Annotated in this window: 15 protein-coding genes; 9 read left to right on the top strand and 6 right to left on the bottom strand. The window is 77.8% G+C overall.

The features are described from left to right. Window positions 1-247 precede the first annotated feature (247 nt). Window positions 248-1783 carry a cryptochrome/photolyase family protein gene (locus WDV85_RS06615; protein ID WP_339569882.1) on the bottom strand — a complete coding sequence of 512 codons (1536 nt, stop codon included), beginning with the start codon at window positions 1781-1783 and terminating at the stop codon, window positions 248-250. Between the two features lie 66 nt (window positions 1784-1849). On the opposite strand from WDV85_RS06615, the gene WDV85_RS06610 reads away from it, so the two are divergent. Further along, window positions 1850-2557, top strand: coding sequence for a hypothetical protein (locus WDV85_RS06610; protein WP_339569881.1), 708 nt, complete (start codon window positions 1850-1852; stop codon window positions 2555-2557). Then, window positions 2479-3462 (top strand): LLM class F420-dependent oxidoreductase, encoded by a 984-nt coding sequence (locus WDV85_RS06605; RefSeq protein ID WP_339569880.1) that lies wholly within the window; start codon window positions 2479-2481, stop codon window positions 3460-3462. Before WDV85_RS06610 ends, WDV85_RS06605 begins: the two co-directional genes overlap by 79 nt. Before the next feature lie 186 nt (window positions 3463-3648). On the opposite strand, the gene WDV85_RS06600 is transcribed toward WDV85_RS06605, so the two are convergent. From WDV85_RS06600 to WDV85_RS06580, 5 genes are all read right to left on the bottom strand, one after another. Then, window positions 3649-4836 (bottom strand): cysteine desulfurase family protein, encoded by a 1188-nt coding sequence (locus WDV85_RS06600; RefSeq protein ID WP_339569879.1) that lies wholly within the window; start codon window positions 4834-4836, stop codon window positions 3649-3651. After that, window positions 4833-5738, bottom strand: coding sequence for a carboxylating nicotinate-nucleotide diphosphorylase (nadC, locus tag WDV85_RS06595; RefSeq protein ID WP_445263246.1), 906 nt, complete (start codon window positions 5736-5738; stop codon window positions 4833-4835). The genes WDV85_RS06600 and nadC overlap by 4 nt, the downstream gene beginning before the upstream one ends. A gap of 53 nt (window positions 5739-5791) precedes the next feature. Next, window positions 5792-7348 carry an L-aspartate oxidase gene (locus WDV85_RS06590; protein WP_445263245.1) on the bottom strand — a complete coding sequence of 519 codons (1557 nt, stop codon included), beginning with the start codon at window positions 7346-7348 and terminating at the stop codon, window positions 5792-5794. A gap of 68 nt (window positions 7349-7416) precedes the next feature. Then, a complete protein-coding gene (gene nadA / locus WDV85_RS06585) occupies window positions 7417-8721 on the bottom strand; it encodes a quinolinate synthase NadA (protein ID WP_339569876.1) in 1305 nt (434 codons plus the stop codon). 102 nt (window positions 8722-8823) lie between these two features. Next, window positions 8824-9516: an NUDIX hydrolase gene (locus WDV85_RS06580; RefSeq protein WP_339569875.1), complete on the bottom strand. Its 693-nt coding sequence runs from the start codon at window positions 9514-9516 to the stop codon at window positions 8824-8826. 164 nt (window positions 9517-9680) lie between these two features. Here WDV85_RS06580 and WDV85_RS06575 point away from each other — a divergent pair, with 164 nt between their 5' ends. The 7 genes from WDV85_RS06575 to WDV85_RS06545 all read left to right on the top strand — a co-directional run bounded on the left by WDV85_RS06575 (window position 9681) and on the right by WDV85_RS06545 (window position 14322). Further along, the gene (locus tag WDV85_RS06575; RefSeq protein WP_339569874.1) at window positions 9681-10061 is read left to right on the top strand and encodes an ArsR/SmtB family transcription factor; all 381 of its coding nucleotides are present in this window, start codon (window positions 9681-9683) and stop codon (window positions 10059-10061) included. Between the two features lie 92 nt (window positions 10062-10153). Beyond that, on the top strand, window positions 10154-10870 hold the full coding sequence (locus WDV85_RS06570; protein ID WP_445263244.1) for a cation transporter: 717 nt from the start codon (window positions 10154-10156) through the stop codon (window positions 10868-10870). 95 nt (window positions 10871-10965) lie between these two features. Next, complete coding sequence (locus WDV85_RS06565; RefSeq protein ID WP_339569872.1) at window positions 10966-11349, top strand: PGPGW domain-containing protein; 384 nt, start codon at window positions 10966-10968, stop codon at window positions 11347-11349. A gap of 70 nt (window positions 11350-11419) precedes the next feature. Beyond that, window positions 11420-11854 carry a DUF1810 domain-containing protein gene (locus WDV85_RS06560; protein WP_339569871.1) on the top strand — a complete coding sequence of 145 codons (435 nt, stop codon included), beginning with the start codon at window positions 11420-11422 and terminating at the stop codon, window positions 11852-11854. Between the two features lie 60 nt (window positions 11855-11914). Then, entirely contained in the window at window positions 11915-12547 is a 633-nt protein-coding gene (locus tag WDV85_RS06555) for a hypothetical protein (protein WP_339569870.1), read from the top strand. Between the two features lie 166 nt (window positions 12548-12713). Beyond that, the gene (locus WDV85_RS06550) at window positions 12714-13526 is read left to right on the top strand and encodes a YcnI family copper-binding membrane protein (protein WP_339569869.1); all 813 of its coding nucleotides are present in this window, start codon (window positions 12714-12716) and stop codon (window positions 13524-13526) included. Between the two features lie 109 nt (window positions 13527-13635). Further along, a complete protein-coding gene (locus WDV85_RS06545; RefSeq protein WP_339569868.1) occupies window positions 13636-14322 on the top strand; it encodes a copper resistance CopC family protein in 687 nt (228 codons plus the stop codon). The last annotated feature ends 13 nt before the right edge of the window (window positions 14323-14335 follow it).

The following is a 14335-nucleotide window of genomic DNA, read 5'->3' as shown; positions in this document are numbered from 1 at the left end:
GGCGTCGCCCCACCCGCAGGGGCGATGTGTGGCCATGTCGCCCTACGCCACCGCCCCTCCGGGGCGACGTGTGGCCATGTCGCCCTGGCGCCGCCCCCCTCGGGGGCGACGTGTGGCCATGTCGCCCCCTCGCACCGCCTCCGGGGCGACGTGTGGCCATGTCGCCCTCGAGACGCTGCGGGGACGGCGACGTGTGGCCATGTCGCCCTTCGGGCCTGCGGGAGGACGACGTCGGAGCGCGTCGCCGTCAGGGCGCGTCGCTGCCCCGCTCGCGCTCCTGGACGACGAGGTCCTCGAGGTCCTTGAGCCGGTGCCGCCCGTCGAGGGCGCGCTTCATGCGGAAGTTGCCCTCGAGGCGCTTCGCGTTGCGGTCGAGGAACCACCAGTAGCCGGCGGTGAACGGGCAGGCGTCCTCCCCCACGCGCACCGTCGGCTTGTAGCGGCGGCCGCGGCAGTGGTCGCTCATCCGGTTGATGTACGCGCCGCCCGAGGCGTAGGGCTTCGTCGCCATGAGCCCGCCGTCCGCGTGCTGGCTCATGCCGACGACGTTGGCCGCCATCACCCAGTCGTAGCCGTCGACGAAGCTGCGCTGGAACCAGCGCGTGAGCTCCTCCGGGTCCCACCCGCGCTGCAGGGCGTAGTTGCCGAGCACCATGAGGCGCGGGATGTGGTGGACCCACCCGCGGTCGCGGACGCCGCGCAGCGCGTGGGAGAGGCAGCGCGCCTCGACGGCGTCGGCGTCGAGGTCCCAGAACCACGGCGGCAGCGGCTCGTGCGCCTCGAGGGCGTTGCGCCGCGTGTAGTCCGAGCCCGCGTACCAGTAGACGTGCCAGATGTAGTCGCGCCAGCCGATGAGCTGGCGCACGTACCCCTCGACGGACGCCAGCGGGGCGTCGCCGTCGCGGTAGGCGCGCTCGGCGCGGTCGACGCACTCGAGCGGGTCGAGCAGCCCGAGGTTCATCGGCGCGGAGAGCATGGAGTGCGCCATCCACTCGTCGCCCTCGAGGATCGCGTCCTCGTGCGGGCCGAACGCGGGCAGCCGGTGGTCGACGAAGTCGTCGAGCGCGGCGAGCGCCTCCGCCCGGCTCGCCGCGAAGGCCCGCGGGCCGTCGCGGCCGACGAAGGAGACGTCGCCGTCGGCCTCCCAGCGGTCGAGGTCGGCGCGCACCTCCTCGTCGATCTCGTCCTCCTCCGGCATCCACGGGTGCGGCAGGCCGAGGTCGTCGGCGCCCTTGGGCGGGGGCTCGCGGTTCTCGTGGTCGAGGTTCCACTGCCCGCCCACCGGCTCGGCGCCGTCCATGAGGACGTCGTGGGCGCGGCGGGCGCGGCGGTAGAAGTCCTCCATGAGCAGCTGCTTGGTGCCGTCGGCCCAGCGGCGGAAGTCCTCGCGCGGCGTCGCGTAGCCCCGCGCCGGGAGCACCTCGACGGCGGGCAGGTCACCCGAGCCGTCGAGGGAGCGCACGAAGTCCTCGGCCTGGCGCGACGTCGGCGAGCAGACCGACAGCGGCAGCGCCTTCTTGGGCAGCTTCGCCAGGCCCTCGGCGTAGGTGTCGGTGCGCAGGTAGGTGCAGCGGTCGCCGAGCTCGGCGGCGCGGTGGCGCATCGCCGAGAGGATGAGGTGGGCCTTCTGCCGGTGGAAGCGGCGGCGCGTGAAGACCTTCCGCGACTCGATGAGGACGACGGGCTGCTCGCCGTCGTCGCCCGGACTGCCCGTGTCGCCGAGGAAGTGCGGGCCCAGCTGGTCGCCGAAGAGCCACCGCGTGGGGCCGGGGGTGGTCGCCATGGGGTGATGCTGTGGCAGGTGGCGGTGGGACGCCCGTCGACGCGCGCGCGAGGGCACGATGCCGGGGTGACGACGACCTCCACGAGGGCGCGAGGACGGACCGGGCGCTTCCGTGTCGGCCTCGCCCTCGCTCTCGGCGCCGTTCTCCTGTGGTGCCTGCTGGTCCTCCTCGTCCTCGACCCGATGACCACGGTCTCGCCGGACCTCGCCGCGCTCTACGGCGACCCGCTCCGCGGCGGCGCGGCGGTCGCCGTCGTCGCGGTGGTGCTCGGCGGGGTCGCCGCGGGGGCGTGGTCCCTCGCCGTCGGCACGGACGCCGCGGTGGGCCGGGTGCCGTCGGCCGTGCGAGCGCGCCTCGTGCTCGCGGCGTCCGCGCTGGGCGCGCTCGGCGCCGTCGCGACGACCACGGGAGTGCTCGGCTTCCCCGTGGGCCTCGGCTTCTACAGCCGCGCCGAGGAGCTGGGCGTCGCGCCGCCGAGCGGGTCGCTGAGCACGGCGCTGGCGGTGACGTCGGGCGTGGGGGTGGCCGCGGTCGCCACCGGTGCGCTGCTGGCCCTCGTCGCCGTCGCCCTCCGCTGCCGCGGAGGTGGCTGCACGAGGACGGCGTGGAGACCGTCGTCGTGCAGCCACCTGCCCGTGCGGCCCCCTGGCGCGTCGCGACGGCGCGACGCCGCGAGCGCCCTAGCGTCCGTTCCATGCGCTTCGGACTGTTCGTGCCCCAGGGCTGGCGGCTGGACCTCGTGGGCGTCGAGCCCTCCGACCAGTGGGCGGTGATGAAGGGGCTCGCGCAGCGCGCCGACGCCGGGCCGTGGGAGTCGGTGTGGGTCTACGATCACGTGCACACCGTCCCGGTGCCCACCGAGGAGGCCACCCACGAGGCGTGGACGCTCATGGCGGCCTTCGCCGCCGTCACCGAGCGCGTCCGCCTCGGGCAGATGTGCACGTGCATGGGCTACCGGAACCCGGCCTACCTCGCGAAGGTCGCGGCGACCGTCGACGTCGTCTCCGGCGGCCGGGTCGAGATGGGCATCGGCGCCGGCTGGTACGAGCACGAGTGGCGCGCCTACGGCTACGGCTTCCCGCGCGCGGGCGAGCGCCTCGCGATGCTCGAGGAGGGCGTCGAGGTCATGCGGCAGCTGTGGACCGACGGCGTCGCGACGCTCGACGGCGAGCACTACCAGGTGGACGGCGCCATCTGCCGTCCGCTGCCGCTGCAGGAGGGCGGCATCCCCTTCTGGATCGCCGGGGGCGGGGAGAAGAAGACGCTGCGGACGGCCGCCAAGTACGCGGGCTACACGAACTTCGACGGCTCGCCCCAGGGCTTCGCGCACAAGTCGTCGGTGCTCGAGGGCCACTGCCGCGACCTCGGCCGCGACTACGCCGAGATCACCCGCTCGGCCAACTACAACGTCGTCATCGGCCGCGACGAGGCCGAGGTCGCCGACCGCCTCGAGCAGGTCCGCGCCCGGGTCGCGTCCGTCGCACCGGAGAGGGCCGACGAGGTGGTCGAGGGCCTGCGCTCCGGGCCCGCCGTCGGCACGCCCGAGCAGGTCGTCGAGAAGCTGCGCGAGGTCGGCGACCTCGGCATGACGTACGCCATCACCTACTTCGCCGAGGCCGCCTACGACACGTCAGGCATCGAGCTCTTCGAGCGCGAGGTCGTGCCCGCCCTCGCCTGAGCCCGCGCCCTCGCCTGGCACGTGTCCCACCCCGCACTTCGTCGTCACTTCGCCCTCCTGACGCTCTCCAAGCGGCGATGTGTCGACGACGTGCGAGGAGAAGGGCGCCCTCAGGGGCGATGTGTCGACGAAGTGCGAGAGGAAGGGCGACCTCGGAGCAGCGGCGTGACGACGACGGGCCGTCGCTCAAGCGGGCAGGAGGGCGGCGCCGCCGGCGGCGGCGAGGGCCTCGGGGAGCAGGCGGACGACGTCCTCGACCTCCTCGGGCGTCGTCGAGGGCCCGAGGGCGAGGCGGACGGCGGTGCGCGCGGCGTCCGCGCCGAGACCCATGGCGAGCAGGACGTGCGAGGCGTCGTCGCTGTCGGCCGCGCAGGCCGAGCCCGACGAGCAGACGACGCCGCGCTCCTCCAGCTCGAGCAGCACCGCCTCCCCGCCGAAGCCGGGGAAGACGAACGACGCGTGGCCCGGCAGGCGCGCCGGTGAGCCGTCGGCGAGCCGTGCGTCGACCGCCGGACCGGTGAGGACGGCGCCCGGGACGGCGTAGAGGACGCCCGCGACGAGCCGGTCGCGCAGCGCCGCCAGCCGCGGCGCGCCGGCGGCCCGCCCCTCCTCGGCGAGGCGCAGCGCCGCGGCCGTGCCGACGGCGGCCGCGACGTCGACCGTCCCCGACCGCCGCCCGCGCTGCTGACCGCCACCGTGGATGACGGGCGCGAGCGGCACGGCGCCCCGGACGGCGAGCGCCCCGGCGCCGCGGGGCCCGCCGAGCTTGTGGGCCGAGACCGACAGCAGGTCGGCGCCCAGGTCGTCGAGCCGCACGCCCAGCTGCCCCGGCGCCTGCACGGCGTCGACGTGCAGCGGGACGCCGACGGCCCGGCACAGGGCCGCGACCTCGCGCACCGGCTGCACGGCGCCGACCTCGTTGTTGGCGAGCATCACCGAGCAGATGGTCGTCGCCGGCGTCAGCACGGCCGCGAGCGCCGCGAGGTCGACGACGCCGTCGCCGTCGACGCCCACCTCGTCCACCCGGAAGGGCTCGCCCAGCGCGCCGGCGCCGAGGGCGCGCGCCGTCTCGAGGACGGCGGGGTGCTCGACGGCCGTCGTCACGACCTGCCTGCCCCGGGGCGCGGCCGCCGCGACGCCGAGCAGCGCCAGGTCGTCGGCCTCCGTGCCGCCGCTCGTGAGCACGACCTCGCCCGGCCGGCAGCCGAGGACGCCCGCGATCTCCGCGAGCGCCGCGTCGAGCCCGGCCCGGGCCGCGCGCCCCGGCCCGTGGGCGCTCGAGGGGTTGGCGAAGACCTGCGTGAGGTAGGGCCACTGCGCCTCGAGGACGGCGCGCGACGGCGGCGCGGTGGCGGCGTGGTCGAGGTAGATCACGGGCGCTCCCCCGACGGACTCGCCTCCACGTCGACGTCCAGCCCCAGGTCCAGGCACGGCGCCGCTTGCGTGAGCGCCCCGACGGACACGAGGTCGACGCCGCTGCGGGCGATCGCCCCCACGGTCGACAGCCGCACCCCGCCGCTGGCCTCGACGAGCGCCCGCCCCGCGACCCGCTCGACGCCGCGGCGCAGCTCGTCGGGCGCCATGTTGTCGAGCAGGACGACGTCGACCCCGGCGGCGAGGACGGCGTCGAGCTGGTCGAGGCGGTCGACCTCGACCTCCACCGACGTCGTGTGCGGCAGCCGCTCGCGCAGCCGCCGCAGGCCGTCGGAGACGACGGCGTCGTCCCACCCGCCCGCGGTGAGGACGGCGAGGTGGTTGTCCTTGACCATCACCGCGTCCGAGAGCGTCATGCGGTGGTTGCGCCCGCCGCCGCAGCGCACGGCCGCGCGCTCGAGCGCCCGCAGCCCCGGCGTCGTCTTGCGGGTGTCGACGACCCGGCACCCCGTCCCCGCGACCTCGGCGACGAAGGCGGCGGTGAGCGTGGCGACGCCGGACAGCCGCTGCACGAGGTTGAGGGCGACGCGCTCGGCGCGCAGCACCGCGCGGGCGCTGCCCTCGACCTCGGCGAGCACGGCGCCCGCGGCGAAGCGCTCGCCGTCGGCGACGAGGAGGCGCACCGACGGCGGCGGCGTCCCCGGCGCGTCGGCCAGGGCGGACGCCTGCCGCAGCGCGGCGGCGAGGACGCCGACGTCGGCGAGCACGCCGTCCTCGCGCGCGACGAGCCGCGCCGTCGACCGGACGTCGGGACCGAGGAGGGCCTCCGTCGTCGCGTCGCCCCAGGGCGCGTCCTCGGCGAGCGCGGCCGCCACGACGGCCTCGACGGCGGCCACGGGCAGCGCGCCCGGGGCGCCAGCCCGCTCGAGGGTGCCGACCGGGGACGCCACCGCGGTCACGACGCCCTCCGCAACAGCACCGGCCGGTCGGCGCCGCGCGGCACGGCGCCCGCGGCGTCCGTGCGGAAGTGCGCGCCGAGGCTCTCGGGGCGCCGCTGCGCGGACGCGACGAGCAGCCGCGCGCACACCCCGAGCGCCCGGTCCTCCAGCGCGGCGACGTCGGCGGGCGCCTCCGTCGCGGCGGGGGCACCGTCGAGAGTCTTCGCCGCGACCTCGAGGCCCGCGGCGTCGCGCAGGAGCCCGGCGTGCTCCCACGCCAGCGCCTGCAGCTCGGCCCGCGGCAGGGCCGGGCCGGCCGTGCAGACGAGCTCCTCGACGCCCGCGGGCGCGTGCGGCTCCGCGGGGGCGCCGGCCAGCGACGCCGCGACGTCGGCCGCGGCGCGGTCGCCGAAGACGAGCCCCTCGAGCAGCGAGTTGGACGCCAGCCGGTTGGCCCCGTGCACGCCGGTGCGCGCGACCTCGCCGCACGCCCAGAGCCCGGGCAGCGAGGTGCGCCCGCGGACGTCGGTGGCCACCCCGCCCATCCAGTAGTGCGCGGCGGGGGTCACGGGGACGGGCTCGCGCACCCAGTCGAGCCCCGCGGCGGCGCACATCGCGTCGATGCTCGGGAAGCGCGCCCGCAGCCGCTCGCCCAGCCCGGTCGCGTCGAGCAGCGCCGGGCGCCCGTCCTGGCGGGCGACGACGGCGCCCACCGCGCGGGCGACGACGTCGCGCGGCGCCAGCTCGGCCCGCGGGTCGGCGAGCGGCGAGGCCGGGTCGGCGAGGAAGCGCGCGCCGTGCTCGTCGCGCAGCACGGCGCCCTCGCCGCGCACGGCCTCGGAGACGAGGAAGGGCGTCGCGGTGGCGGCGACGGTCGGGTGCAGCTGCACCTGCTCGAGGTCGGCGACGACGGCGCCCGCGCGCCACGCCGCCGCTAGGCCGTCGCCCGTGGCCTCGGGCGGGTTCGTCGTCCGCGCGAACACCTGCCCCGCACCGCCGGTCGCGAGCACGACGGCGCCCGCGAGGACGCGACGGCGCCCTCCCCCGGTCGCCGGTGCGCCGTCGAGCAGCAGGTCGGCGCCGACGACCCGGCCGCCCTCGACGACGAGGTCCGCCAGCGCCGCGCCCCCGAGCACCCGGACGCCCGCCGCGCGCACGGCCGCGACGAGCGCGGCCGACAGCCGCGCGCCCGTGGCGTCGCCGCCGGCGTGCAGCACGCGCGGGCGCGAGTGCGCCGCCTCGAGCCCGCGGCTCCAGCGGCGCGCGTCGGCCGGGTCGGCGGGGTCGGCGCCGTCGAGCACGAGGCCGCGCCGGGCCAGCTCGAGCAGCCGCGCGGGCCCCTCGGTGCAGAGCACCCGCACGGCCTCGGGGTCGCAGGCCCCCGCCCCGGCGGCGAGGGTGTCGGCCACGTGGAGAGCGACGTCGTCGTCCGCGCCCGTCACCGCGGCGACCCCGCCCTGCGCCCACGCGGTGCTGCCGCCGCCGGTGCCCCCGGCCCCCGGCGCCCACGGCGTCTTCGTCACGAGCAGGACGTCGTCGACGCCGCGCGCCCTCAGGCTCAGCGCCGCCGTCATCCCCGCGACGCCGGTGCCGACGACGAGCGCCCCCACCCGCTCCGGGGCCGGCGCCTCGGGGGCGGTGGTCACGGCCGCACCTCGAGCATCCGCTGCAGCGCCACCCGCGCGGACGCCGCGACGGCGTCGTCGACCCGCACCTGGTTGAGCACCTCCCCGCGCACGAGGGCCTCGAGGACCCAGGCGAGGTAGCCGGGGTGGATGCGGTACATCGTCGAGCAGGGGCAGATGACCGGGTCCAGGCAGGCGATCGTGAGGTCGGGGTGCTGGGCCGCCAGGCGCTTCACCATGTTGATCTCGGTGCCGATCGCGAAGCTCGTGCCCGGCGGCGCCTCGCGGACGACCCGCTCGATGTACTGGGTGGATCCGGCCTCGTCGGCGGCGTCGACGACCTCCTTGGGGCACTCGGGGTGCACGACGACGCGCACGGCCGGGTCGGCGGCGCGCGCGGCGTCGACCTGCGCCGTCGTGAAGCGCTGGTGCACCGAGCACCAGCCGCGCCACAGCAGCACGCGCGCGTCGAGGAGCGCGTCGGCGTCGTTGCCGCCCAGCGGCTTGCGCGGGTCCCACAGCGGCATCCGCTCCAGCGGCACGCCCATCGCCGAGCCCGTGTTGCGGCCGAGGTGCTGGTCGGGGAAGAAGAGCACGCGCTGCCCCCGCTCGAAGGCCCACGCCAGCACCGCCGCCGCGTTGGACGAGGTGCAGACGATGCCGCCGTGGTCGCCGCAGAAGGCCTTGAGCGCGGCGGAGGAGTTCATGTACGTCACCGGGACGACGGGGACGCGCCCCTCGGCGTCGGGCTCGGTGCCGTAGACCGCCTCGAGCTGCTCCCAGCAGGCGGTGACGCTGTCGAGGTCGGCCATGTCGGCCATCGAGCAGCCGGCGGCGAGGTTGGGCAGCACGACGCTCTGCTCGGGCGAGGTGAGCAGGTCGGCCGTCTCGGCCATGAAGTGCACGCCGCAGAAGACGACGTGGTCGGCCGACGTCGTCGTCGCCTGCTGCGCGAGCTGGTAGCTGTCGCCGACGAAGTCGGCGAACTGCACGACCTCGTCGCGCTGGTAGTAGTGCCCGAGGACGACGAGCCGCTCCCCCAGCTCCGCCTTCGCCGCGGCGATGCGCTCCTCGAGCTCGGCGACGGGCGCCCGGCGGTACTCCTCGGGGATGCGCTGCTGCACGGGCGTCGACGGGGGCGCCACGTCGGCGCTCGAGCTGCCGGGCCCGTACACCGGCGCGGGCGGCGCCTGGCCGGGGACGGCGTCCAGAGCCCACGGGCCCTCGGCCAGGGCCGGGTCGCAGAGGCCGTCGGCGGCGGCGGGGGCGCCGTCGGGCGCGCGGCGGGGGCGGGTGCCGATCTGCAGCGGGGTGGTCGTCATCGGTCCTCCTCGGCGCGACGGCGGTCGCGCCCTGCGGTGAGGTGCTCGGGTGGTGCGCTCGGGGTGCTGCTGGTGCGTGCTGGTGGACGGATCGGCGGAGGGTCAGGCCGCCGGCCCGGCGGTGGTCTGGAAGGGGCCGGTGGCGCCCTCGGGCACCACCGCCCGGTAGAGCCGCGGCGGGCGGTGGCGCCCGCCGGTGAGGTGCTCGTCGGTCGCCTCGACGGCGCCGCTGGCGGTGACCCGGCGGCGGAAGTTGGCCGGGTCGAGGGGGCGCCCGAGGACGGCCTCGTGGACCTCGCGGAGCTGGCCGAGGGAGAAGGTCTCCCCCAGCAGGTGGACGGCCACCTGCGCGTAGCCGACCTTGGCCCGCAGCCGCCACAGCGCGTACGCGACGACCTCGTCGTGGTCGAAGGCGAGGCCGCGCACCTCGTCGACGGGCGCCCAGCGCACGTTGTGCACCTCGGCCACGCGCGCCGCCTCGGGGCTGCGCACGAGGGCCGAGTAGATGACGGAGACGACGCGCCCGGTCGGCGACCGGTCGGGCCGGCCGAACGTGTAGAGCTGCTCGAGGTAGCTGGGGCGCAGCCCGGTCGTCTCGACGAGCGTGCGGCGCGCGGCCTCCTCGAGCCCCTCGTCGTGGGCGATCCAGCCGCCCGGCAGCGCCTCGGCGCCGTCGAAGGGCTCGCGCGTGCGGCGCACGAGCGGCAGGTGCAGCCGCTGGGAGCCCTCGTGCTCGAGCAGCGTGAAGATCACCGTCGAGACGGCGAGGGAGGCCGCCACCGCGCCACCGACCACGGCCCCTCCTTCGGGTCACGTCGACCATTACCGGACGGGGACCACCGTACGTCTCTTCTGGTCGAGACGACAAGTACGGCAGGTCCCGGCGCCCGCCGTCCGTCGGCGCTCGACCGACCTGCGCGGCGCACCGGACAGTTCACCGGACGCTGTACCGTCGCGGCGTGCTGACGACCTCCCTGCCCGAGGTGCTCGCCCGCTTCGGCCACGCCCTGTCCGACCCGACGCGGGCCCGGGTCCTGCTCGCCCTGCGGGACGGGGGCGCCTACCCCTCGGACCTCGCCGAGCTCGTGGGCGCGAGCCGCCAGTCGCTGTCGAACCACCTCGCCTGCCTGCGCGGCTGCGGGCTCGTCGTGGCGGCGCCCGAGGGGAGGCGGGTCCGCTACGAGCTGGCGGACCCCCGGCTCGCCGCGGCGCTGGACCAGCTGGCCGCGGTCGTCGTCGTGGCCGACCCGGCCTGCGCCCCCGGCCCCGCGCCGCAGGCCTCCCGGGCCGCCGCGAGCCCGTCGGAGCGCGCCGACGACGTCGCCCGGGTCGCGCCGTGAGCGCGCCCGCCGAGCGCCCCGCGCCCCGCCGCCGCGAGGTCGACGACTGCTGCGGCGCCGGCACCGCGGGCCCCTCGCCGGAGCGCGCGGCGGTGCTCTCGCGCCGGGTGCGCTGGGTCGTCGGCGCCACGATCGCCTACAACGTCGTCGAGGCGGTCGTCGCGCTCACCGCCGGGGCCCTCGCCTCGTCGTCGGCGCTCGTCGGCTTCGGCCTCGACTCGGTGGTCGAGGTGCTGTCGGCCGCCGCCGTCGCCTGGCAGTTCGCCGCCCCGGACCCGCGCACCCGCGAGCGCGCGGCCCTGCGCACCATCGCCGTCGCCTTCTGGGCGCTGGCGGTGCTCGTCGCCGTGGACGCCCTGCGCGCCCTCCTCGGCGGCGCGGAGCCGGACCCCTCCCCCGTGGGCATCGTCCTCGCGGCGGTGAGCGTGGCCGTCATGCCGGTGCTCAGCTGGTTCGAGCGCCGCACCGGCCGCGAGCTCGGCTCGGCGACGGCCGTCGCCGACTCGCAGCAGACGCTCCTGTGCACCTACCTGTCGGCCGTGCTGCTCGTCGGGCTCCTGCTCAACGCGACCCTGGGCTGGACCTGGGCGGACCCGGTGGCCGCCCTCGTCATCGCGGCGCTGGCGGCCCGCGAGGGCCTCGAGGCCTGGCGCGGGGACGCGTGCTGCGCGCCCGGCACCGCCCTGGCGGCCCCGGGCCCGGACGCCCGCTCGACGGCCGCGACGACGACCGGGACGACGACCGGGGCGCCCGCGGACGCGTGCTGCGCGACCAGCGCGCCGCGCGCCGGCTGCTGCTCCGACGGGTGAGCCCCGGCGCGACGCCGAGCCGCACGGCGCTCGCCGTGGCACCCTGCCGCCGGGCGCCCGCCGCGCCCGTCCGCCGCCCGCCGGGAGGAGCCGAGGTGCCCACAGCCGTCGTCGCCGTCGTCGGGGGCCTGCTCACCGCCGCGGGCGTGGCCCTGCTCGTGCTGCCCGGGCCGGGCATGGTGCTCGTCGCCGTCGGGCTGGCCGTGCTCGCCTCGCGCTTCGCGTGGGCCAAGCGCCCCCTCGGCTTCGCCCGCACCCGCGCCGAGGCCGGCATGCGGCAGGTCGCCCGCCGCCGGGCCTCGGCGTTCTTCGCCCTGGGGTGCGCCGTCCTGCTCCTCCTCGCCGCGGGCCTGCCCTACCTCGGTGTCGAGGTACCCGGGCTGACGAAGCTCACCGCCGTGCTGCTCGCCGGCAGCGGCGTCTTCCTCGTCGGCACCGTCGTCTGGGCGCGGCACGCGGGCAACCGCGCGCCCGTCTGACGCCGCGGCGCCGGGCCGCCAGGGCTCAGGGCCGCTGGCGCCCGCGCGCCGCAGCCCCCACGGTGGTCGGATGAGCGACGCCCACGACCTCCAGCGCTTCGTCGACGCCCAGGGAGGCGGCACCTACGACCAGGCGCTCGCCGAGCTGCGCGCCGGCCGCAAGCAGGGCCACTGGATCTGGTTCGTCCTGCCGCAGGTGCAGGGCCTCGGCCGCTCCTCGACGGCGCAGCACTACGGCCTCACCGGGCTGGACGAGGCGCGCGCCTACCTCGCCCACCCCGTGCTCGGCCCCCGCCTGCGCGAGTGCGCCCGCGCCCTCGCCGACCTGCCGGGCAGCGACCCGACCGCCGTGCTCGGGAGCGTCGACGCGCTCAAGGTGCGCTCGTCGACGACGCTCTTCGCCCGCGCCGCCGAGGCCGACGGCGAGGACGCCGGCGTCTTCCGCGAGGTCCTCACGCAGTACTACGGCGGCGAGGAGGACGACGAGACGCTGAAGCGCCTCTGAGGGGCCGGACGCACCGGGGCCGCCCCCGCGAAGCACCGGCCGCCGCGTAGCCTCGCGGGCGTGGAGGGCGATCACGGGCGGGCGCTGCAGCGCGTGCGCTCCGCGCTGGTCGCCGCCCTCGTCCTCTCCCTGGGCGCGGGCGCCCACGTCGTGGGCGGCGGCGACCTCCCCGACCCGCTGCTCGTCGGGCTGGCGGGCGCCCTCGTCCTCGCCGTCGCGTCCCTCCTCGGGCGTCGCCGCCTGCGCCTGCGGACCCTGGTCCCGGTGCTCGGCGCCGGCCAGGTGCTGCTGCACGCGGCCTTCGCCGCGCTGACCGTGCCCCCCGCCGGCGCGGTGGACGTCGTCCCCGCGACGGGGCACGGCGCCCACGTCCACGGCGTGCTGCTCCTGGCCACGGGCGGCGGGGGCGTCGACGCCGCCCTGGCCGCCGCCTCGACGGGGATGGTCGCCGCGCACCTCGCGGCCACGCTCGTCACCGCGCTCGCGGCCGTCTCGGCCGACCGGGCGTGGGCCGTCGCCGTCGCCCGGCTGGCGCAGTTCTTCCCCGCCCTCGGCGCGCTCCTCGTCGACCTCGTCGAGGGCCCCGCGCCGCGGGCGCAGCGGACCCCGGCGCAGCGGTGCGCCGTGCCCCGCGCCGTCGTCGTCGGCGCACGACCCCGGCGCGGGCCGCCGGCGGCCGTGCCGGCCGCCTGACCAGCGCCCCCGACCCAGCCGCGGACCGACCGCCGGCGACAGCCCCCGCGAGCGCGGGGCGCGTCGCCCTGCGCGGACGCGCCGAGCTGGTCGTGCGGCGTCGTGGGCGGCCGGCTGCCCGCCGTCCCGCCGGCGCCGCCGGCTCCCGCAGCCCCAGGAGACCTCCGTGACCCACAGCACCCCCACTCCCTCGACCAGCAGCGACGCGGCCACCACCGGCACGGCCGGCGACAGCCCGGCCCGCCCCCGGCGCGGGACGCACCGCACCGCGGCCGCCGCGCTCCTCGCCGGGGCGCTCGTCGTCGGCCCCGCGCTGGCGGCATCCGCCCACGTGCGGGTCAGCGCCGACGACCCCACCGCGGGCGGCTACAGCGTCCTGACCTTCCGCGTGCCCAACGAGTCCGACACCGCGGGCACGACCGCCGTCACGGTCGACCTGCCCACCGACACCCCGCTGCGCTCCGTCAGCGTCGAGCCCGTCCCCGGGTGGTCCGCGGAGGTCGTCACCGGCGACCTGCCCGAGCCTGTGGCCGTCGACGGCGGCGAGCTCGCCGAGGCGCCCCTGCACGTCACGTGGACGGCGGACCCGGGCGTCGAGATCGGCCCGGGCGAGTTCCAGCGCTTCGTCGTCTCCGCCGGCCCGCTGCCCGAGGCGGGCACCGACGTCGTGCTCCCGGCGACGCAGACCTACTCCGACGGCGAGGTCGTGGCCTGGGACGAGCCCGTGGTCGCCGGCGAGGAGGAGCCGAACGCCCCGGCGCCGTCCTTCACGACGGTCGCGGCCGCTGACGACGAGGTCGCCACGACCGACGCCGAGGTGACGGCGACCGCCGCGAGCGCGAGCACCACGGGCGCCGCCGCGGCGGACGCCACCGACAGCAGCGCGCGCTGGCTCGCCGGCGGCGGGCTCGCCGTCGCGGTCGCGGCCTTCCTCCTGGCCCTGGTCGGTGCGGCGGGGCGGCGTCGTGCGGCACGGTGAGGCGGTGCCGGCGCCCGTCCGGGCAGCCGCCGGCCCCGAAGACAGGACGACGGTCGCCCCCGGTGCGGGGGCGGCGAGCAGGCACGGGACGAGCGCACACGGAGGCGTCATGACCACGCGGGAGCGCACGCGCGCAGGCACCACCCACCGGACCGGACGGCGCGCCGCGGGCGCGGCCGCCGGGGTGCTGGCGGCCGGGCTCGTCGTCGTCGGGGCCCCCGCGGCGTCGGCCCACGACCGGCTCATCGGCTCCGACCCTGAGAGCGGGGGGGTCCTCGACGCCGTCCCCGCCGAGGCGGTGCTCACCTTCTCGTCCGAGGTGCAGGAGCTGGGCACCGTCCTCGAGCTCCAGGCGGCGGACGGGTCCTCGATCGCGGGCGAGACGGCGGTGTCCGGCCGCGACGTCAGCGTCCCCCTGCCCTCGGACCTGCCGTCCGGGGAGTACGCCGTGGTCTACCGGGTCACGTCGTCCGACGGGCACCCCATCAGCGGCGAGATCCCCTTCTCGCTCGAGGTCGCCGCACCCGCCACCCCGGCACCGAGTGCGTCGCCGTCGTCGTCGCCGTCGCCGAGCCCGTCGCCCTCGGCGAGCCCCACCCCCACCCCGAGCGAGAGCGCCGGTGCGGGCAGCACCTCCTCGCCGACGACCTCGGCCGCGGACGACGCCGAGGCCACGTCCGCGGAGTCGGGCGACGACGTGCCCTGGGCGCCCGTCGTCGTCGTGCTCGTCGTCGTGGTGCTCGGCGGTCTGGCCGCCGCCGTCCTGGGGCGCCGGCGGGGGCCGCGCACCCGCTGACCCGTCCGCCGCG

Origin of the sequence: Pseudokineococcus sp. 5B2Z-1 (genome assembly GCF_037482305.1) — a bacterium.
In the GTDB taxonomy this organism is placed as follows: domain Bacteria; phylum Actinomycetota; class Actinomycetes; order Actinomycetales; family Quadrisphaeraceae; genus Pseudokineococcus.
This window is presented reverse-complemented; position numbering and strand designations above follow the sequence as displayed.